This window comes from Ruegeria sp. D1(2025) (assembly GCF_056536425.1).
Genome location: NZ_JBQFPO010000001.1, coordinates 446,092 through 464,602, shown reverse-complemented (window position 1 = coordinate 464,602; position 18,511 = coordinate 446,092). Strand labels below are relative to the sequence as shown.

Below are 18,511 nucleotides of genomic sequence, written 5' to 3'. Positions count from 1 at the left end.
GCAAAAGCGGACCTTATTCAGGGTCCGCTTTTCTTTTGGGCCAACCCCTCTCGACAGCGCCCCTTTAGACGGGCTATCAGCCCGCAACGTCATTTCAGCCCCGAGGTTCCGCCATGATCCCCAGTTCATTTCCCGACAGCACCGAAATCGCCCGCCTGACCGCGCGGATGCTGCTGGAGATCAAGGCCGTGCATTTCAACGCACGCGAGCCGTTCACTCTGGCCAGCGGCTTGCCCAGCCCGACCTATATCGATTGCCGCAAGCTGATCTCGTACCCGCGCATCCGTTCGACCTTGATGGATTTCCTGACCGTCACCGTGATGCGCGATGCGGGCTTTGAAGCATTCGACAACATTGCAGGCGGCGAAACCGCGGGAATCCCTTTTGCCGCGATGGTGGCGGAACGTATGGCTCTGCCGATGACCTATGTGCGCAAGAAACCCAAAGGGTATGGCCGCAACGCCCGGATCGAAGGCGCCATGAGCGAAGGCGAACGCGTTCTGTTGGTCGAAGACCTGACCACCGATGGCGGCTCGAAGCTGTCTTTCGTGGACGCGATCCGCGAAACCGGCGCGACCTGCGGGCATACTGCCGTTATCTTCTACTACGGCATCTTCCCCGAAACCGAAAAAACCCTGGGTGATCATGGGGTGCAACTGCACAGCCTGTGTACCTGGTGGGATGTTCTGGCCGAGGCCAAGGCGCAAAAAGCGTTTGATCAGGAAACACTTGATGGGGTCGAAGCATTCCTGAACGATCCGCGCGGCTGGCAGGAAGCGAACAAGGGCTGACGTGACGCAAACCGTTTCCCAATCGGAAACATTGCCGAATACGCCCGACGCTCCATCCACAACATGTTGACGGACCCCTGCCCCATCCTGCAATATGATGGGGCGGGAAGATATGCACAGGCTATCCCCAGAAAACATACAATTTGCGCCGACTCAGGGCGCTGCGTTATGGCCTCTGTCCAAGGGGCAAGAGAACAGCAATGAACGAGATCAGCAGTATCGAGCAGGCAGCGGCGCAAATTCAGAACGCTGAAACAATGCCGCACTCCATCGAGGCCGAGCAGCAGCTTCTGGGCGCGATCCTGACCAATAACGACCTTTATGACCGGGTAGCCTCGATCATCGGAGCCGAGCATTTCTATGATCCGGTCCACGCCCGCATCTACGAAGTCGCGGCCGCGCGCATCGCCAAGAATGCGCTGGCCTCGCCTGTGACGCTGAAATCTTTCATGGCCGAGGATGAAGGCCTGAAGGAACTTGGCGGGCCGGCCTATCTGGTCAAACTGGCCGGCGCCTCGATCAGCGCCTTCGCGGTGCATGACTACGCGCAAATGATCTATGACCTCGCCATCCGGCGCGAACTGATCCGTCTGGGCCGGGACATCTCGGACAAGGCGGCGCGGGTTGACGTTTCCAGCGAACCAAAAGAACAGATCGTCGAGGCCGAGCAGCAGCTTTACCAGTTGTCCGAGCAGGGCCAGACCGAACAGGGTTTTCAATCCTTCCTCAAGGCGGTCACAGAAGCCGTCAATGTCACCAACGAGGCGTACCAGCGCGGTGGCGGCATGGCAGGGATTTCCACCGGTCTGGCCGATCTGGACAAGCAACTGGGGGGCCTGCACCCATCGGACCTGATCATTTTGGCGGGCCGCCCGTCGATGGGAAAAACATCGCTGGCGACCAACGTGGCCTTCAATGTGGCCAAAGCGTACAAGCGTGGCTTGAAGTCGGACGGCAGCGAGGGCGCGGTTGACGGTGGAGTGGTCGGCTTCTTCTCGTTGGAGATGAGCGCCGAGCAACTTGCGGGTCGGGTTCTGGCCGAAGCGTCCGAGATTTCCTCGCACAAGATCCGCCAAGGTGACATGACCGAAGCCGAGTTCCGCCGCTTCGTCGATGCCGCCAAGGAGCTTGAGGCGTGCCCCCTGTTCATCGACGACACGCCCGCCCTGCCGATTTCACAGCTGGCCGCCCGCGCACGGCGGCTGAAACGCACCCATGGGCTGGACCTGCTGGTGATCGACTATCTGCAACTTTGCCGCGGTATGTCCGACAACCGTGTCAACGAGATCGCCGAGATTTCGATGGGCATGAAAGCCATCGCGAAGGAACTGAACATCCCGGTGATCGCGCTGTCTCAGCTGTCCCGTCAGGTCGAAAACCGCGACGACAAGCGCCCGCAACTGTCCGACCTGCGGGAATCGGGATCGATCGAACAGGATGCGGACGTGGTGATGTTCGTGTTCCGCGAGGAATACTACAAGGAACGCGAAAAGCCCGGCGATCACGAGTTGGAAAAGATGGAAGAGTGGAAGCAGGCCATGGAACGCCTGCACGGCAAGGCCGAAGTCATCGTCGGCAAGCAGCGTCACGGCCCCATCGGCACGGTCGAGCTGTCCTTCGAGGCCCAGTTCACCCGTTTCGGAAATCTGGTCAAACCCTGGCAACAGGGCGGACAGATCGAAGGATATTGATCCCTTGACCTTGGCAAACTGATATGCACGGATCGGGCCATGCTGTTTTGTCTTGCTCATAAACCCCGTCGCGTGGTGCTTGAACGCCACTTCGGGCACCGCCGCAAACGCTTTGCCGGATAGATCGGGGGCATTTTCTGCCCCTGCAATCTTCCTCAACAAAGCGAAAGAACAATGACAGAATTCACTGAAATCCCCGTCATCCGTCTGGGCGCGCGCCCCGAGGATGAAATCGCAGCCGATTTTCGGGCTGCTTATGGAACAACAGGCTTCGGCTATATCGAGGATCACGGCATAGATGCCGGTCTGATCAGCGATGTCTTCGAAGCCTCAAGACAGTTTCACGCGCTGCCGCTTGACAAAAAGCTTGCGATCGCCGTTGACCGAACCCACCGCGGCTATATCGCCATCGATACGTCAACGGATGTAAACTCGACCCTGGCCGATGTGACCAAACCCAATCAGTCGGCAAGCTTCATGATGATGCGCGAAGACACAAAGGCCGATCCCGGTATCTACCTGTCAGGCCCGAACCGGTGGCCGGATCTGCCGGGTTTTCGGACCACGCTGGAGGCCTATGCCCGCGCCATGTCCGACTTGGGGCGCAGGTTGATGAGAATTGCCCTGAAGGCCAGTGGCGCCACCGATTTCTCTGTTCTTTCGGCCTTCGACACTCCGACCATCTGGCTGCGGTTGCTGCACTATCCACCGCAATCCGAAGCTAGCCCTGGTGATCTGTTCGGCTCGGCACCCCATACCGATTTTGGCTGCCTGACCTTGCTGGCTCAGGATCAGGTGGGTGGATTGCAGGTCAGAACCCCTGCCGGAAATTGGGTCGATGTCCCCACACGCCCCGGGGCATTTGTCGTCAATGTTGGGGACATGCTGCATCGGATGTCGAATGGCCGCCTGTTGTCCACACCGCATCGCGTCATCAACCGTTCGGGTCGTGAACGATACAGCGTGCCGTTCTTCTTTGACCCGCATGTGAGCACAATTGTCGAACCTCTGCCCGGCACCGGCGCCCCCGGGTTCAAGCCTTTGTTGTTTGCCGATTTCCTGCGATCTGAGCTTGAAGCTGCTTATGAGGCCCATAAACCCGAGGGGAATTGAAGCATTCCCTCTTGACCTGCCGCGATCCAATGTCATGAACAGTTCCATGAGTACTGCACGTTTGACGATCAATCTTCAGGCGCTCGCCAGCAATTGGCGGGCACTCGACGCAAAAACGGATGTCGAAACCGGCGCCGTGGTCAAGGCGGATGCCTATGGCCTGGGTGCCGGGCCTGTCTCGGCGACGCTGGCCGAAGAAGGCGTCCGGAAGTTCTTTGTCGCCGTCGCCGAAGAAGGCGCCGTTGTCCGGCAGGCGGTCGGCCCCGGCCCCATGATTGGCGTGTTCTCCGGCCATATGGAAGGCGACGCCGATCTGCTGCGGGATCACGATCTGATACCGCTGATCAACTCGCCTCAGCAGTTTCAGCGCCATCGCGAGGCACTGCCGGATCACGGCTTTGGCATTCAGCTCGACAGCGGCATGAACCGTTTGGGATTGGAACCTTCCGACTGGGCCGCACTGCGCCCGCAGGCCGAGGCACTGAACCCGGTCGTGGTGATGTCACATCTGGCTTGTTCGGACGAGCCCGATCACCCTATGAACCAACAACAGTTGCGCACCTTCCGCGAGATGACAGACGGGGTTGCCGCTCCCAGATCATTGGCGGCCACCGGCGGCATCTTACTGGGACCCGAATTCCATTTCGACTTCTGTCGCCCGGGCGTCGGACTATATGGCGGTCTGCCGTTCGCCGCCGCAAAACCCGTCGTGACAGCCGATCTGCCTGTTGTGCAGATCAGGGATCTGGCCGTGGGTGAAACCGTTGGCTATGGCAACAGCTGGACCGCGCGCCGACCGTCACGGATTGCAACCGTCGCGGCTGGCTATGCCGACGGGCTGCACCGCGCCATCGGTGGCGGCATAGACATGTTCTCTGGCAATCAGCCATGCCCCGTGGTCGGCCGCATCTCGATGGATCTCATCACCGTCGATGTCACCGACCTGCCGCATGCGCCCGAGCGTCTGCGTATTCTGAACGGACATCAAACCGTGGATGATCTGGCCGAGGCCGCGGGTACCATTGGCTATGAAATTCTGACCTCACTGGGCAACCGATACTCCAAGGGCTACGTGGAATGAACCCCCTTTCCCTTCTGGGTGGTCTTGGACGCGTCGTCCTGACCATGCTGGCGGCATTCGGCCGTGTCGGACTGTTCGCGTTGGATGCAGTCTCTCATATCTTTCGCCCGCCGTTTTACCCGCGCGAATTCGGCATCGCGCTGCTGAATATCGGCTGGCTGTCGCTGCCCGTCGTCGGCCTGACCGCGATTTTCACCGGCGGCGCGCTGGCGCTGCAGATCTACGCGGGCGGCGCGCGTTTCAATGCCGAAGCCGTCGTGCCCCAGATCGTCGCGATCGGCATGGTGCGCGAGCTTGGTCCGGTGCTGGTTGGCCTGATGATAGCCGCGCGCGTGACCTCGTCCATCGCCGCCGAGATCGCCACGATGAAAGTGACCGAGCAGATCGACGCGCTGGTCACGTTGTCCACGCACCCGATGAAATACCTCACCGCCCCGCGTGTGCTGGCGGCGCTGATCACCGTGCCTGCTCTGGTCGCGGTTGGCGACGTAATCGGCATCATGGGCGGCTATACGGTCGCCACGCAAAACCTGGGCTTCAATCCGGCGGCCTATCTTAAAAACACCGTGGATTTCCTTGAAACCCGCGACATCGTCTCGTCGCTGGTCAAGGGTGCAGCCTTCGGCATGATCGCAGCCATCATGGGATGTTACTACGGCATGAATTCGGGCCGTGGCGCGCAGGGCGTGGGACGCGCCACCAAGGGCTCGGTCGAGGCCGCCGCTGTGCTGATCCTCGCCGCAAACTTCGTTCTGACAGGGGTGTTCTTCTCGCTATGATACGGATGGAGAACGTACAAAAAGCCTTTGGCGACAATCAAGTGCTGCAGGGCATGAACCTTGAGATCCCCAAGGGCACCTCGATGGTCATCATCGGCGGTTCGGGCACCGGCAAGTCCGTGGCGCTGAAATGCATCCTCGGCCTGATCAAGCCCGACAACGGCATGATTTATGTCGACGGCAAAGATGCCAGCAAAGGCGACCGCGATGCGTTTCTGGCCCGGTTCGGAATGCTGTTTCAGGGTGCCGCGCTGTTCGACTCCCTGCCCGTCTGGCAAAACGTCGCCTTCCGCCTGCTGCGCGGCTCGCTGAAACGCCCTGCGGAGGAAGCGCGCGAGATCGCCATCGAAAAACTGCGCCGCGTGGGCCTGAAATCCAACGTCGCCGACCGCTTTCCGGCCGAACTGTCAGGTGGGATGCAAAAACGCGTGGGCCTCGCCCGCGCCATTGCCGCCGAGCCGGAGATCATTTTCTTCGACGAGCCCACCACGGGATTAGACCCGATCATGTCTGGCGTCATCAACGACCTGATCCGCGAGATTGTGACCGAGATGGGCGCCACCGCGATGACCATCACCCACGACATGAGCTCGGTCCGCGCGATTGCTGACAACGTGGCCATGCTGCACGGAGGCGTCATCCAGTGGACCGGCCCGGTCGGCCAAATGGACGCCTCGGGAGATCCTTATGTGGAGCAGTTCATAAGTGGCAGTGCCGAGGGGCCGATTGAGGCGGTGCGGTGATGGACGACGCAATAGTTGTCCTGCAACAATTGCTATTTTATTACCTTTTGTCGGTAACGATCGCTTGGTTTATTATTCACTTCATCGGAGAAAAATCAGGAGTACCCCGTTCACTCAAAACTGAAGTAATCTTCTTTCCAGTGATCTTTTCGATGGTCAAAGGCCTGCTACCCGGCATGCTAGTCGGCGTTCTTTTGTCGCAAGCTTTTGGTATTAAAGGTCAAATATCACTAGCTCCAATTATGGGAGGCTCAGTGGTTTCTGCAGTCATCCTGCATCGGAAATTGCGATCAACAGTATCACACAAACTACAGTCTGACCTCCTCGTTGGAGCCATCTTATTGACTTACATTGTGGGTTTAACGCTTTCCGTCAAAGGCATGAGTGCCTAAGTCTGCACACATGACCCTCCGCCTCGCCACCCTCTCCCTCCTGATCCTCTACCCCATCGCGTGGTTCGCCCCGCTGATGCGCGCGGGTCTGCTGCCGATCTTCGGCCTCAGCGAAATCAGCGTCATCACCGGCCTGCAATCCCTCTGGAGATCCGACGTCTTCCTCGCGCTGATCGTCACAGTCTTCGCCCTCTTCGCGCCCTACATCAAAACCATCGGCACCGCGCTGGTCCAGTGGGATCTGCTGGACGCCCGCGTCCAACCCGCGCTGAACATCCTCGGCAAACTGGCCATGGCCGACATTTTCCTCATCGCGCTTTACATCACGCTGGCCAAGGGCATCTCCTACGCCACCATCGAAATAGCGTGGGGTCTTTACTTGTTCACGGGCTGCATTCTGGCGTCAATCGCTGTGGGCCACGTTACGGAAATGACATGCAGTTCACGAAATCCTCAGGTCTAATTGATTGAAATCATTATACTGAGTATCATCTTCCTAATTCGAGCAGTTTAGTATTTGTACCTTGCCGGTCCATTGCGGATCACGTTGTGTGTTTGACGAACCCCGCCGCCCGGACCCGGCCAGTGCCGGTTTGCGAGAAGGAGTTGGGACGTCATGTACGCCATCCATACTATCACATTGCAATGTCAGAATGCCTTTCTACGACTGACTTTTTTCCTGATCTGCGCGTCGGCCCTCGCAGCGGTTTTCGCCACCACTCTATCGGCCGCCGGCGTCTGGCCCTGGTTGTCGGTGCAGGCCGGAATTGCAGGGTCCGGCACGATAGATGCGGGCATGTTTGTCCAGAGCGGCCTGACTGCACTGATTCTCATGCTGGCCTTCTACCTGCCCTCAAACGCCAGAATGATGGCGCTGGAAAAGACGCATCGCAAGTTTTCCCTGAACATGCAGGATGTGGTCGATGCCTATCAGGTGGCCCATGCCGCCGACCGCAGCGGAGCCTTCGCGCTTGCCTCCGAGTTCGACGCGGTAAAGGAACGCCTGGCCTTTCTGCGCGATCACCCGGACCTACAGTCGCTCGAACCCGAGGTTCTGGAACTGGCCGCACAGATGAGCCAGGTCAGCCACGAACTGGCACAGACCTATGGCGCGGACAAAGTGGCCCGCGCCCGCACCTTCCTGAAACAACGTCAGGAAGAGATCGAGCTGTTCCGTCAACGAATCGAAGATGCCCAGACCGTCCAGCACGAGCTGCGCCAGTGGACCCGCGATATCGAGATCGAGGAATCCATCGCCAAATCCCAGCTTGCGCGCCTTCGCGACGAACTGTTCGAGCTTCTGCCTGAACTTTCGACCCAATTGCAAACACCGCCCGACGGAAGTGACCCCGGCGCCGCAAGCGTCATTGCCATGTCACCGCCCCGGGCCGCCGAATAAGCCACCCACCCCGGCGCGCCAGCGCCCGCCATGGCCGACGGCCCGCAGGGCCCGAGGTCGTGGCCGCCACCGGCGGTGAAGAAAGCCCCGCAAGGGCTTGAAGAACCGCCCCGGCTCGGGCACGAATTGCGCCATGGCTAAAACGACTTCTTTCTCCTGCAACGCCTGCGGCGCGTCGCATTCACGCTGGTCCGGACGATGTGACGCCTGCGGTGAATGGAACACCATCACTCAGGAAACGCCCCTTTCCGCCGGCCCGGCTAAGAAATCGCTGGGCGGCAAGCGTGGACAGGCCGTTGCGCTGTCCGACCTGTCGACCGAGGAAACACCCCCGCCGCGCACCCTTTGCGGCGTCGAAGAACTGGACCGGGTGTTGGGCGGCGGTCTTGTGCCTGCCTCGGCCCTTTTGGTCGGCGGCGACCCCGGCATCGGCAAATCCACCCTGCTGTTGCAGGCAGCGGCCAGATTTGCCCGGGCAGGCGTCAAGACAATCTATGTCTCGGGCGAAGAAGCCAGCGCGCAGGTCCGCATGCGCGCGCGCCGTCTGGGGCTGGAAGACGCCCCCGTGCAACTCGCCGCTGAAACCAACCTGCGCGACATCCTGACGACGCTGGAAACAGAAAAACCGGGCCTCGCCATCATCGACTCGATCCAGACCATGTGGGCTGACAATGTCGACAGCGCCCCCGGTTCAGTGTCACAGGTCCGCGCCGCGGCTCACGAGCTGACGACCTTTGCAAAGCGCCACGGGGTCTCAATCATCATGGTTGGCCATGTCACCAAGGAAGGCCAGATCGCCGGTCCCCGCGTGGTCGAGCATATGGTCGACACGGTGCTGTATTTCGAAGGCGAGCGTGGCCATCAGTTCCGCATCCTGCGCGCGGTCAAGAACCGCTTTGGCCCCGCCGACGAAATCGGAGTGTTCGAAATGACCGGCAAAGGGCTGGCACAGGTCACGAACCCCTCGGCTCTGTTTCTGTCGGAACGTGGCACACCCAGCCCAGGCTCGGCCGTCTTTGCCGGGATCGAGGGCACCCGGCCCGTGCTGGTGGAATTGCAGGCCCTCGTCGCGCCCTCGCCGCATTCCCAGCCCCGCCGCACTGTCGTCGGGTGGGACAGCGGACGGCTTGCGATGATCCTCGCTGTGCTCGAAGCCCGATGTGGTATCCCCTTTGCCGGTCTCGATGTTTACCTGAACGTGGCAGGCGGACTGAAAGTCAGCGAACCCGCCGCCGATCTGGCCGTGGCCGCAGCACTGCTCAGCGCGCGTGAGGACACGGCCCTGCCCGCCGACACGGTCGTTTTCGGAGAAATCTCGCTTTCCGGGGCACTTAGACCGGCCCCGCAGACCGAAAACAGGTTGAAAGAAGCGCAAAAACTTGGTTTCACGGCGGCAATTGCTCCGGCAGGTGGCAAAACCGGCACTGTGGCAGGTCTGACACTCACCCGACCCTCTGATTTGGTCGGGTTTGTTGGCGAAACCTTCGGAGCAGGTTAAAGTCGCGCCCCGAGGGGCAGAAAACGAACAGGCGAGGGCCATGGAAGGTTTTACAATAATTGACGGGGTAGTCGCCCTGATCGTCGTGCTGTCGGGCATTCTGGCCTATTCGCGCGGCTTCATGCGCGAGGTTATGGCCATCGCAGGTTGGGTCGCCGCCGCAGTTCTGGCCTTTATCTTCGCACCACAGGCCGTTCCGCTGGTCAAGGAAATCCCGGTCGTCGGAGACTTCCTGCGCGACAGCTGCGAATTGTCGGTGATCACCGGCTTTGCGGGTGTCTTTGCCATCGCACTGATCGTGGTCAGCATCTTCACGCCGCTGTTTTCATCGCTGGTCCAGCGCTCGGCGCTTGGCGGCCTGGATCAGGCACTCGGTTTTTTCTTCGGCATCGCGCGGGGCATTCTGTTGGTGGCCATCGCCTTCTTTGTCTACGACACGGTGATGACCGGCCAAAGCTATACCATCGTTGACGAAAGCCGTTCGGCCAAAGTCTTCGAACAGTTCAGTGGCAAGATCGAAGAGCAAAACCCAGAAGCGGCCTTAGGTTGGGTTACGACCCAGTATGAAGAACTGGTCGCCAGCTGCACCGCGGGCAACTCGGAAGGTTGATACGCCTTATCAGTTTAGTTTGCAGACAGGCCCGGCAATGCCCGGGCCTTTTTGTTTGCGGGTCTCAGACAAACCCCTCGCCGCCGCAGACCGTACATCGGATCGTTTTCAACCCAAAACATCCGTCGCATCTGCTTGAGATCGGTTTGCCAAGGATATCGCGGCTTTTGACCACTTCTCCGGCACCGTTGCAGATCTGGCATGGCGCACGTCCCATGCCCCGGCATCGGTGACATCGGCGCTTTGCTGGGGCCGCTTCCTTGGCCTTTGGCTTATGCTGCCACATAGGTAACATCCAGTCCGATAACAAACCGCCTTAACGGTCGGCATTGTTCGCATGACAGCATAAGTCGGAAAAAATGTCATCTTCCGCGTGAATTCAGACAAATATTGGCCTGCGGCAAATCGCGATTGTGATCGTTAGATGACACACGCGCCGTTAGGTATTATGTGGAACCCAAACCGACATGGAATCGGAGCTGCCGGTCTTGCTGTATCTGTTTTCTTTCGCGCTTGCCCTTTTTGCGATGGCGCGACTTTGCCGTTCTGAAGACTGGCGACAACGGGTACGAATACCATCCGGCAAATACTCCGGTTCCGGCCATTGAGAACACTCAGCACAAGAACGTCATAGGAATTGGAGCCCGTACATGTGTGGGATTTTGGGGATCGCAAGCAGGACACATGATGTCTTTGCGGAAATCTATGACGGGCTGCTGATGCTGCAGCACCGGGGTCAGGACGCCTCGGGCATCGTCACATATAACGGTGAGTACTTTCGTGAAAAGAAGGCGAACGGGCTGGTCAAGGACGTCTTCAACGCGCAAGACGCCGAAACCCTTCTGGGAAAAACCGGTATTGGTCATGTCCGCTATCCCACGGCAGGTTCGCTCAGCGCGGCCGAGGCCCAACCGTTCTTCGTGAACGCGCCTTACGGCATCTATCTTGTTCATAACGGCAACATCACCAACACCGCAGAACAGCGCGAGAAGGTCACTGGCAAATACAGCCGCCACCTGCGCACCACATCCGACTCGGAAATCCTGCTGAATGTTCTGGCCGACAAGGTGGCCGATGCCATCAAGGTCAACGGCAATGCCGAGCCCATTCGCAATATCTTTGCCGGCGTAAAGATGACGATGGAGCGGGTTCAGGGTGCCTATTCGGTGATCTGTCTGGTTGCCGGCGTCGGCATGCTGGCGTTCCGCGATCCCTATGGAATCCGTCCCCTGTCCGTCGCCAAACGCGATGTGGACGGAGATGGCGACGACTATGCCTTTGCGTCCGAGGACGTGGCATTCGGGATCAACGGCTTTGACAAGCTGCGTGACGTGAAACCCGGTGAGGCGATCCTGATCGATCTGGAAGGAAACATGCACGCGTTCCAGGCGGTTGAGGGCCAATTGACCCCCTGTATCTTCGAATACGTCTACCTTGCGCGGCCGGATTCGCTATTGGACGGCGTCTCGGTCTACAAAACACAGATGCGCATGGGCCAAACGCTGGCCCGCCAGATCGAGGCTGCGGGGCTTGAGATCGACCGCATCATCCCAGTGCCGGACAGCGCACGCCCCGTCGCGCTCGAGGCCGCCAAGATCACCGGCATCCCCTATCGCGAAGGTCTGGTCAAAAACCGCTACGTCGGGCGCACATTCATCATGCCTGGCCAGCAGGAACGACAGAAATCCGTGCGCCGCAAGCTGAATGCCATTCCGCTTGAGTTCGAGGACCAGAACGTTCTGCTGATCGACGATTCGATCGTGCGCGGCAACACGATCAAGAAAATCGTCCAGATGTGCCGCGAGGCCGGCGCCAAAAAGGTGTACGTCGCCAGCGCCTCGCCCCCGGTCAAATACCCGAATGTCTACGGCATTGACATGCCCACCAAGCATGAACTGATCGCCAACGGCAAAACAATCGAGGAAATCCGCCAGGAACTGGGCGCGGACGCCCTGTTCTATCAGGAACTGGATGACCTGATCTGGGCCGCAAAAGAAGGCAACCCCGAGATCAAGCAATTCGACTGCTCGTGTTTTGACGGCAATTACCCAACCGGAAGTGTCAGCGAGGAATATCTTGAAAGCCTCGAAAACAGCAGCCGGGTCAGCCAGAAGAAACAGGACATGATGGTTGTCGGCGGGTCGTGGAACGCAGCCAAGCTCGCGTCTGGTTGAACTGCGTCAACTGACACGATCCGGCCGCACGATTCGAACCAACCCACCGCCCGAAAGCTATGTATGAGTGGGTTTCCGCTCACAACCCGGCGGCGAACGCTGCATGAATCCAACCGGTTCCTTCCAGCGTGATCACTTGCCCGTGTCGCCACGTTCAACCGGGCTTTTGTTCGTCGAACGCATTTGGTACGCGCAAGCCAACCACCACCCGATAACAGGGACCGGGCCCTGCCCGGCCAGAACTTATGTCGAACTCCAAAGTGAAGGCCGCAGCCACCCAGAAAGGTGCGCTGAAAAAGGGATCTGTTTCCCTCCTTGGTGTCTTTGGCCCCTCCACGAATATGCGCGCATTGATGCGGATGTCTTCGGGCCGCGTAAAAGAGGTCAAAACCGGCAGCCGAGTGGCTTCGGGCACTATTGTTGCGATTGATGAAGACGGCATCATGCTGCGACAAAGCGGCCAAACGCACCGGATTGCCATTCCCGGCTCGTGATCGCGACTTGACGCCCTGCGCGCACGGGTCCAAACCGCAACCATGACTGATCAGACCAAAATCGCCCTCATCACCGGGGCCTCGCGCGGGCTGGGTGCCGCTCTGGCCGAAGCGTTGGCGCCCGAACACCACATTGTTGCCGTTGCCCGCACCACGGGCGGGCTTGAGGAACTGGACGACCGCATCAAGGCCAAGGGCGGCAGCGCCACTCTGGCGCCGATGGACATTGCTGATCCTAACGCAATGGCGACCCTGTGCCGGGGCATTCACGACCGCTGGGGTAAGGTCGATCTTTGGCTGCACACCGCAATCCACACCTCGGCACTGACACCTGCGCATTTCATCGACCCCAAGGAATGGACCAAGGCGGTGAATACCAACGCCAACGCAACCTCGGTGCTGATCCCATATATTGCGCCGCTGCTGGGCGAAACTGGCCACGCCGTGTTCTTTGACGACCCCAAGGCGGGCGAGAAGTTCTATGGCATCTACGGCGCAACCAAGGCCGCGCAGATGGCGCTGGCCCGCAGTTGGGCGGCCGAGACCGAACGGACAGGACCGCGGGTTTCCATCGTGAAACCTGCGCCAATGCCAACCGCCGTGCGCGCCCGCTTCCATCCCGGTGAAGACCGCGAAGCCTTGACCAGCACAGCGGACGAGGCCGCGCTTATTCTGGCGCTGCTATAGGAATGGCCCTGACGGGCCATGCCTCCGGCGGGGATATTTTTGGCCAGATGAAGCGGGCGAGTCAGGCGATATGAACGCCGTTGCGCCCGGCCAGATCGACGAAGAACTGCCAGGCGACGCGACCGGACCTTGCGCCACGCGTGGCCTGCCATTCAATGGCTTCGGCCCGAAGGGTTCCTGCGTCTACCGAAACGCCGTAAGCGGCGCAGTAACGGTCGATCATCGCCAGATACTCATCCTGATCACAGGGATGGAAACCCAGCCACAGGCCGAACCTGTCCGACAGGGAAACCTTTTCCTCGACCGCTTCGGAGGGGTTGATGGCGCTTGAGCGTTCGTTCTCGATCATGTCACGTGGCATCAAATGGCGACGGTTCGAGGTGGCATAGAACACCACGTTCTCGGGGCGGCCCTCGATACCACCATCCAGCACCGCCTTTAGCGACTTGTAGTGTTGGTCGTCATGGCTGAACGACAGGTCATCGCAGAACAGAATGAACCGGTAAGGCGCGGCCCGCAGATGGTTCAGAAGACGCGCGACCGAGCCCATGTCCTCGCGCTGCAATTCCACCAGTTTGAGATCCGGATGCTCATGCTGCAAGGTGCCGTGCACAGCTTTGACGAGGCTGGATTTCCCCATTCCCCGCGCGCCCCACAGCAAGGCGTTGTTGGCCTTGAATCCTGCAGCGAAACGGCGCGTGTTGTCCAGAAGCGTGTCACGAGAGCGGTTGATCCCCACCAGCAGATCCAGATCGACCCTGTTGACCTGCTCGACCGGCGTCAGGCGATCCGGCTCAACATGCCAGACAAATGCCGATGCCACGGCGAAATCGGGCGCGGCCAGCGGTGCAGGTACCATACGCTCCAGCGCGTCGGCGATACGGTTCAGGGCTAGGTCGTCCATCGGCTCCTCCGGTCATCTCTGCCTGTGTCAAACCATGTTCGCCCGGACGCAACAAGGGCCGGCAAGAAAAAGGCGCGCCAGAAACCGGCGCGCCTGATCCAATACTTTCAGCAGATTTACCTGGCGTCTTCTTCCTTTACGATCTCTTCGTCTGCTTCTTCTTCGTCGTCATAGTAGCCATCGGCGCGCAATTGCTCTTCGCGCTTTTTCTCGACCCGAGCCACCAGGAATATCGAAATCTCGTACAGCCCGTAGACCACGACGAACAGGATGATCTGGGTGATCACGTCCGGCGGTGTCACGATGGCGGCCAGCACCAGAATGCCAACGACCGCGTATTTGCGTACCGCTCCCAGCCCCTCGGCGCTGACCAGCCCGGCCTTGCCCATCAGGGTCAGCAGAACCGGCAACTGGAAGCACAGGCCAAAGGCCACGATGAACTTGATCGTCAGGTTCAGGTATTCCTGCGCTGAGCCCTGGAACACCACACTCAGCGGCGCTGCGTTTGTTCCGTCGGCCACCGCTTCGCCTTCCGCTCCGAATTGCTGGAAGCCCAGAAAAAAGTCATAGGCCAAAGGTGTGACCACGTAGAAGGCAAAGCTTGCCCCCAGCAGAAACATGAAGGGCGACGCCAGCATGAATGGCAGAAAGGCGTTCTTTTCCGACCGATAAAGGCCGGGCGCCACGAACCGCCACATCTGCATCCCGATATAGGGAAAAGCCAGCATGAAACCGCCCAGCAACGAGACCTTGATGGCGACAAAGAACCCTTCCTGCGGCGATATGAAAATCAGCCCGCAATCCTGTCCACGCTCGGTCAGTACCTCGCACAGTGGCTGCGTCAGAAAGTTGAAGATCGGCGTGGCCACCGTAAAGCAGATGATCATACCGATCAGAAACGCCACCACGCAATGGATCAACCGTGTGCGCAGCTCCGCCAGATGCTCGATCAATGGGGCCGAAGTATCTTCGATCTCGTCGGTCTTGGTCATGTCTTGCTTTCAGTGTTCAGCGCCGCTTCGGCCTCTTCTGCCTTGGCCAACGCGTCTGCGGCTTCTTTCGCCTTGCGGTCGGCGGCGGCGCGAGCCGTTGCGGCCTGGATCTTCTTGGCCTGTTCCGCCCGTTCCGCGGCCAGTTTCCCGGTTTCGCTGTCCGGGTCGAACTTGGTCGGATCCATGCTTTTGGCCATATCCTGCGCGGCCTGCTTTACCCCGTCCATGGCGGTGTTGACAGGATTGGCAGCGGCATTCAGACCCTTCTTGATCTCGTTCACACCTGCCTGGTCCGCCGCTTCGTTCATGGCGCTGGAAAACTCACGCGCCATTCCGCGCGCCTTGCCGACGAATCGACCGACATTGCGAAACAGAACCGGCAGGTCTTTGGGCCCCACCACGATCAGCGCAACGATGCCGATGACAAGAAGCTCGGTCCAGCCCAGATCAAACATCCGCGCTTAGACCTTGTCTTTCTCGGTCTCGGGCGTGACATCCTTGGCCAGCTCGGACGCGTCCTGTTCAATCTCTTCCGTTCCGTCCTTGACGCCTTTCTTGAACGCGGTGATGCCTTTGCCCACTTCGCCCATCAGCGAGCTGATTTTGCCGCGGCCAAACAGCACCAGCACCACGACGGCAATCAGCAGAAGGCCGGGAAGACCGATATTGTTGAGCATGTCTTTTCTCCTCTTACGTCGGCGCCACGCGCCGGAAATGTGAACTGGGTCCGTGTCTACGCCTGCAAAGCGCTCTGCAAAAGTGAGGCAGGTCAATTCCGCGCATAAATGTGAACCGGTGGCGCGTTTTTTGCGGACTCGCAATTCTCAACTGACAGGTTTATGTCAGTTGTAAAGGGCTAGGCAGAGGGCATTGAAACCTGGTCAACGGAGAATCAAATGACCCATGTTGCTGAAATCGTCACCTTTACCCTTGCCAACGGAACCACCCCGGAAGAGTTCGTGAAACTCAGCCAGGCGTCCGAGGAATTTGTCCGCGCGGCCCCCGGATTTGCCCATCGCCAACTGAGCCAGGGTGAGGATGGCCGCTGGACGGATTACGTGATCTGGACAGACATAAAGGCGGCCAAGGATGCCGCAGCGCAGTTCCCGCAGCAGGATTTTTGCGCGGGCCTGATGGCTGCCATCAACCCCGAAAGCATCCAGATGCGCCACGAGAATGTGTTATGGAACATGACCGCCTGAGGCAGGTCAGGACGGTGCGTCATGCGCCGCTCTGACCGCCTGTTCGACATCATCCAGATCCTGCGCGACGGCAAACTGCACCGCGCGCAGGACATCGCGGACCGGCTCGAGGTGTCGGTCCGCACCATCTATCGCGACATGGACACGCTGGTCGCCTCGGGCGTTCCGGTCGAGGGCGAACGCGGCGTCGGCTATATGGTGCGCGAGCAGATCACCCTGCCTCCGTTGAACCTGACCCCCGCTGAACTCGAGGCGCTGAACCTCGGCATGGCGATTGTGGCCGAGGCGGCCGATCCCGACCTTAAATCCGCTGCTGAATCACTGGCCGACAAAATCGACGCCGTGCTGCCCACTCAGGTCGTGGCCGAAGCCGACAGCTGGAAGTTCGCCGTCTACCCCTTTGCCGACGCCGCGCGCGGACTGGCGCATATGGCCCCGATCCGCGCCGCAATCAAATCCCGCCAGAAACTGCGCCTGTCCTACCGCCGCATCGACGGCGTCCTGACCGATCGCGTGATCCGCCCGCTGCACATGGAATACTGGGGCCGAGTATGGACCCTCACCGCCTGGTGCGAGCTGCGAGACGGTTTCCGCGTCTTCCGTATCGATCTGATCGAGGCAGTCACACCAATGCCCGAGATCTTCCCCGACGAACCCGGCAAAAGGCTCAGCGACTACGACCCGCACAGCTGACCGGCTTCATCTTTTTCAAAATACTCCCGCCGGAGGCATGGCCCGGAACGGGCCATTTCCGTCACTTGAGGTAAGGCTCGGGATCGACGGCTTCGAACCCCTGCCGCACCTCGAAATGCACATAGGCCTCGTCACCGCCCCGCAGGGCCGCGATTTGCTGTCCTCTCCGGACCCTGTCGCCTTTCTTGACGGCAACGTCGGCAACATTGGCATAAATCGTAACCAGATCATTGCTGTGCTTCACCAGAACGATCGGAACCTGATTTGCGTCCTCCGTCACAGCAGCCACAGTCCCGGCATCAGCTGCCTTGACCGGCGCCCCTGCACTCGAGGCGATGTCGATCCCCTTGTTTTTGTTCTTGTCGAACGTGCGGATGATCGTCCCGCTGACCGGCAAGGACAAGGCGGCGGTGCTGGTGTTTGTCGGCGCTTCCGCCGTCACATCAGGCGCTTCGGCCAATGGCGCAACCTCTTCGTCCGGCAACGGCTGCGTGGCACTGGGGGGTGTCGGCGTCGGAGATCCCTGCCCCGGCTGCGTGACATTCGTTGCAGTAGTGGCCGCTGCCGCGGACCTGCGTGGCGCTGGCTGATCCTTGACCGGGATCAGCAGGTACTGGCCCTCGCGCACGGTGAAATCGGACCCAAGACCGTTCCACTCCGCCAGGGATTCCACCGGCACCTGATACAAACGCGAAATGGTATAGGCCGTTTCACCACGCTTGACCTTGTGCCGAACCGGTTCGGGCCCCACCGGTGCAGGTGTGGGTGATACAGGCTTTGCCGGCTCCAATGTCGTGGTCTGAACACCCCCGCTCTCGGGAGCCTCATCAATGGCGGACCCGGCCAGGGCTGCAATATCGACGTTGCTGCCGCCGCCGACCGAACGCGGCAGCGCCAGAACTTCGCCATCGCGCAGAGGGTCAGTGACATTCAATCCGTTGAACCGGGCCAGTTCTGCCGGTGGCAGCCCAACACGTGCGGCCACGTCATTGACGGTATCGCCACCGCGGGCCACCGCGACCTGATAGTTGGGATAGGTGATGACCCCACGCGCGTCAGGAGCCGGACGATTGCCCGTGGCCGCCAGCGCCGCATCGGCGGTCGAAAATCCGCCTACATTGCCCCGCAGGTCATAGTCCAATGGCCCCTCGCACCCGGCAAGGATTACCAATGCCGTCGCTCCAAGAGCGCAACGGCGCATTGCTGATTTGGAAACTGCTCTCATCATGCTGTCCTCAACGCCTGCCCCTGTTTTCCGGGGTTCCGGC

The 18,511-nt window shown here is 59.9% G+C and carries 21 protein-coding genes; 16 read left to right on the top strand and 5 right to left on the bottom strand.

The genetic code is table 11. The annotated features are described in order from the left end of the window. Positions 1 to 113 precede the first annotated feature (113 nt). The 14 genes from ACR1XU_RS02445 to ACR1XU_RS02380 all read left to right on the top strand — a co-directional run bounded on the left by ACR1XU_RS02445 (position 114) and on the right by ACR1XU_RS02380 (position 13,452). Positions 114 to 791: an orotate phosphoribosyltransferase gene (locus tag ACR1XU_RS02445; RefSeq protein ID WP_480905423.1), complete on the top strand. Its 678-nt coding sequence runs from the start codon at positions 114 to 116 to the stop codon at positions 789 to 791. A 200-nt stretch (positions 792 to 991) separates the two neighbouring features. Next, on the top strand, positions 992 to 2,482 hold the full coding sequence (locus ACR1XU_RS02440; RefSeq protein WP_170610722.1) for a replicative DNA helicase: 1,491 nt from the start codon (positions 992 to 994) through the stop codon (positions 2,480 to 2,482). 174 nt (positions 2,483 to 2,656) lie between these two features. After that, positions 2,657 to 3,595 (top strand): isopenicillin N synthase family dioxygenase, encoded by a 939-nt coding sequence (locus ACR1XU_RS02435; RefSeq protein ID WP_480905420.1) that lies wholly within the window; start codon positions 2,657 to 2,659, stop codon positions 3,593 to 3,595. Between the two features lie 46 nt (positions 3,596 to 3,641). After that, on the top strand, positions 3,642 to 4,676 hold the full coding sequence (gene alr, locus ACR1XU_RS02430) for an alanine racemase (protein ID WP_480905418.1): 1,035 nt from the start codon (positions 3,642 to 3,644) through the stop codon (positions 4,674 to 4,676). Beyond that, entirely contained in the window at positions 4,673 to 5,455 is a 783-nt protein-coding gene (locus tag ACR1XU_RS02425) for an MlaE family ABC transporter permease (protein ID WP_170610714.1), read from the top strand. The genes alr and ACR1XU_RS02425 overlap by 4 nt, the downstream gene beginning before the upstream one ends. Next, complete coding sequence (locus ACR1XU_RS02420) at positions 5,452 to 6,198, top strand: ABC transporter ATP-binding protein (RefSeq protein ID WP_480905415.1); 747 nt, start codon at positions 5,452 to 5,454, stop codon at positions 6,196 to 6,198. Before ACR1XU_RS02425 ends, ACR1XU_RS02420 begins: the two co-directional genes overlap by 4 nt. Further along, entirely contained in the window at positions 6,198 to 6,590 is a 393-nt protein-coding gene (locus ACR1XU_RS02415; RefSeq protein WP_480915580.1) for a hypothetical protein, read from the top strand. The genes ACR1XU_RS02420 and ACR1XU_RS02415 overlap by 1 nt, the downstream gene beginning before the upstream one ends. Before the next feature lie 10 nt (positions 6,591 to 6,600). Next, positions 6,601 to 7,053, top strand: a complete 453-nt coding sequence (locus ACR1XU_RS02410) for a paraquat-inducible protein A (protein WP_480905409.1) — start codon at positions 6,601 to 6,603, stop codon at positions 7,051 to 7,053. A 153-nt stretch (positions 7,054 to 7,206) separates the two neighbouring features. Then, positions 7,207 to 7,989, top strand: coding sequence for a kinetochore Spc7 family protein (locus tag ACR1XU_RS02405; protein ID WP_480905406.1), 783 nt, complete (start codon positions 7,207 to 7,209; stop codon positions 7,987 to 7,989). Positions 7,990 to 8,122: 133 nt separating this feature from the next. Continuing rightward, positions 8,123 to 9,487: a DNA repair protein RadA gene (gene radA, locus ACR1XU_RS02400; RefSeq protein ID WP_170677391.1), complete on the top strand. Its 1,365-nt coding sequence runs from the start codon at positions 8,123 to 8,125 to the stop codon at positions 9,485 to 9,487. 40 nt (positions 9,488 to 9,527) lie between these two features. Further along, entirely contained in the window at positions 9,528 to 10,097 is a 570-nt protein-coding gene (locus ACR1XU_RS02395; protein ID WP_170610697.1) for a CvpA family protein, read from the top strand. A gap of 650 nt (positions 10,098 to 10,747) precedes the next feature. After that, positions 10,748 to 12,271: an amidophosphoribosyltransferase gene (purF, locus tag ACR1XU_RS02390; protein WP_170610695.1), complete on the top strand. Its 1,524-nt coding sequence runs from the start codon at positions 10,748 to 10,750 to the stop codon at positions 12,269 to 12,271. A gap of 245 nt (positions 12,272 to 12,516) precedes the next feature. Continuing rightward, positions 12,517 to 12,765, top strand: coding sequence for a hypothetical protein (locus ACR1XU_RS02385; RefSeq protein ID WP_170677395.1), 249 nt, complete (start codon positions 12,517 to 12,519; stop codon positions 12,763 to 12,765). Positions 12,766 to 12,807: 42 nt separating this feature from the next. Beyond that, the gene (locus ACR1XU_RS02380; RefSeq protein ID WP_480905402.1) at positions 12,808 to 13,452 is read left to right on the top strand and encodes an SDR family NAD(P)-dependent oxidoreductase; all 645 of its coding nucleotides are present in this window, start codon (positions 12,808 to 12,810) and stop codon (positions 13,450 to 13,452) included. 61 nt (positions 13,453 to 13,513) lie between these two features. Here ACR1XU_RS02380 and ACR1XU_RS02375 read toward each other — a convergent pair whose 3' ends face one another. The 4 genes from ACR1XU_RS02375 to ACR1XU_RS02360 form a co-directional block, all read right to left on the bottom strand. Further along, positions 13,514 to 14,356, bottom strand: a complete 843-nt coding sequence (locus ACR1XU_RS02375; RefSeq protein ID WP_480905399.1) for an ATP-binding protein — start codon at positions 14,354 to 14,356, stop codon at positions 13,514 to 13,516. 116 nt (positions 14,357 to 14,472) lie between these two features. Beyond that, positions 14,473 to 15,348: a twin-arginine translocase subunit TatC gene (gene tatC, locus ACR1XU_RS02370; RefSeq protein ID WP_170610684.1), complete on the bottom strand. Its 876-nt coding sequence runs from the start codon at positions 15,346 to 15,348 to the stop codon at positions 14,473 to 14,475. After that, positions 15,345 to 15,803 carry a Sec-independent protein translocase protein TatB gene (gene tatB / locus ACR1XU_RS02365; RefSeq protein WP_170610681.1) on the bottom strand — a complete coding sequence of 153 codons (459 nt, stop codon included), beginning with the start codon at positions 15,801 to 15,803 and terminating at the stop codon, positions 15,345 to 15,347. The genes tatC and tatB overlap by 4 nt, the downstream gene beginning before the upstream one ends. 6 nt (positions 15,804 to 15,809) lie before the next feature. Continuing rightward, positions 15,810 to 16,025, bottom strand: coding sequence for a twin-arginine translocase TatA/TatE family subunit (locus ACR1XU_RS02360; protein ID WP_170610679.1), 216 nt, complete (start codon positions 16,023 to 16,025; stop codon positions 15,810 to 15,812). Between the two features lie 219 nt (positions 16,026 to 16,244). On the opposite strand from ACR1XU_RS02360, the gene ACR1XU_RS02355 reads away from it, so the two are divergent. Next, a complete protein-coding gene (locus ACR1XU_RS02355) occupies positions 16,245 to 16,550 on the top strand; it encodes a hypothetical protein (RefSeq protein WP_480905396.1) in 306 nt (101 codons plus the stop codon). Between the two features lie 21 nt (positions 16,551 to 16,571). Further along, positions 16,572 to 17,243, top strand: a complete 672-nt coding sequence (locus ACR1XU_RS02350; RefSeq protein WP_480490080.1) for a helix-turn-helix transcriptional regulator — start codon at positions 16,572 to 16,574, stop codon at positions 17,241 to 17,243. Between the two features lie 61 nt (positions 17,244 to 17,304). On the opposite strand, the gene ACR1XU_RS02345 is transcribed toward ACR1XU_RS02350, so the two are convergent. Continuing rightward, a complete protein-coding gene (locus ACR1XU_RS02345; RefSeq protein ID WP_480905587.1) occupies positions 17,305 to 18,468 on the bottom strand; it encodes a peptidoglycan DD-metalloendopeptidase family protein in 1,164 nt (387 codons plus the stop codon). Between the last annotated feature and the right edge of the window lie 43 nt (positions 18,469 to 18,511).

What these genes read in the sequence shown, in the direction of transcription:
- ACR1XU_RS02445 (WP_480905423.1), top strand. Translation starts at nt 114, where the DNA reads ATGATCCCCAGTTCATTTCCCGACAGCACCGAAATCGCCCGCCTGACC.
- ACR1XU_RS02440 (WP_170610722.1), top strand. Translation starts at nt 992, where the DNA reads ATGAACGAGATCAGCAGTATCGAGCAGGCAGCGGCGCAAATTCAGAAC.
- ACR1XU_RS02435 (WP_480905420.1), top strand. Translation starts at nt 2,657, where the DNA reads ATGACAGAATTCACTGAAATCCCCGTCATCCGTCTGGGCGCGCGCCCC.
- alr (WP_480905418.1), top strand. Translation starts at nt 3,642, where the DNA reads ATGAGTACTGCACGTTTGACGATCAATCTTCAGGCGCTCGCCAGCAAT.
- ACR1XU_RS02425 (WP_170610714.1), top strand. Translation starts at nt 4,673, where the DNA reads ATGAACCCCCTTTCCCTTCTGGGTGGTCTTGGACGCGTCGTCCTGACC.
- ACR1XU_RS02420 (WP_480905415.1), top strand. Translation starts at nt 5,452, where the DNA reads ATGATACGGATGGAGAACGTACAAAAAGCCTTTGGCGACAATCAAGTG.
- ACR1XU_RS02415 (WP_480915580.1), top strand. Translation starts at nt 6,198, where the DNA reads ATGGACGACGCAATAGTTGTCCTGCAACAATTGCTATTTTATTACCTT.
- ACR1XU_RS02410 (WP_480905409.1), top strand. Translation starts at nt 6,601, where the DNA reads ATGACCCTCCGCCTCGCCACCCTCTCCCTCCTGATCCTCTACCCCATC.
- ACR1XU_RS02405 (WP_480905406.1), top strand. Translation starts at nt 7,207, where the DNA reads ATGTACGCCATCCATACTATCACATTGCAATGTCAGAATGCCTTTCTA.
- radA (WP_170677391.1), top strand. Translation starts at nt 8,123, where the DNA reads ATGGCTAAAACGACTTCTTTCTCCTGCAACGCCTGCGGCGCGTCGCAT.
- ACR1XU_RS02395 (WP_170610697.1), top strand. Translation starts at nt 9,528, where the DNA reads ATGGAAGGTTTTACAATAATTGACGGGGTAGTCGCCCTGATCGTCGTG.
- purF (WP_170610695.1), top strand. Translation starts at nt 10,748, where the DNA reads ATGTGTGGGATTTTGGGGATCGCAAGCAGGACACATGATGTCTTTGCG.
- ACR1XU_RS02385 (WP_170677395.1), top strand. Translation starts at nt 12,517, where the DNA reads ATGTCGAACTCCAAAGTGAAGGCCGCAGCCACCCAGAAAGGTGCGCTG.
- ACR1XU_RS02380 (WP_480905402.1), top strand. Translation starts at nt 12,808, where the DNA reads ATGACTGATCAGACCAAAATCGCCCTCATCACCGGGGCCTCGCGCGGG.
- ACR1XU_RS02375 (WP_480905399.1), bottom strand. Translation starts at nt 14,356, where the DNA reads ATGGACGACCTAGCCCTGAACCGTATCGCCGACGCGCTGGAGCGTATG.
- tatC (WP_170610684.1), bottom strand. Translation starts at nt 15,348, where the DNA reads ATGACCAAGACCGACGAGATCGAAGATACTTCGGCCCCATTGATCGAG.
- tatB (WP_170610681.1), bottom strand. Translation starts at nt 15,803, where the DNA reads ATGTTTGATCTGGGCTGGACCGAGCTTCTTGTCATCGGCATCGTTGCG.
- ACR1XU_RS02360 (WP_170610679.1), bottom strand. Translation starts at nt 16,025, where the DNA reads ATGCTCAACAATATCGGTCTTCCCGGCCTTCTGCTGATTGCCGTCGTG.
- ACR1XU_RS02355 (WP_480905396.1), top strand. Translation starts at nt 16,245, where the DNA reads ATGACCCATGTTGCTGAAATCGTCACCTTTACCCTTGCCAACGGAACC.
- ACR1XU_RS02350 (WP_480490080.1), top strand. Translation starts at nt 16,572, where the DNA reads ATGCGCCGCTCTGACCGCCTGTTCGACATCATCCAGATCCTGCGCGAC.
- ACR1XU_RS02345 (WP_480905587.1), bottom strand. Translation starts at nt 18,468, where the DNA reads ATGAGAGCAGTTTCCAAATCAGCAATGCGCCGTTGCGCTCTTGGAGCG.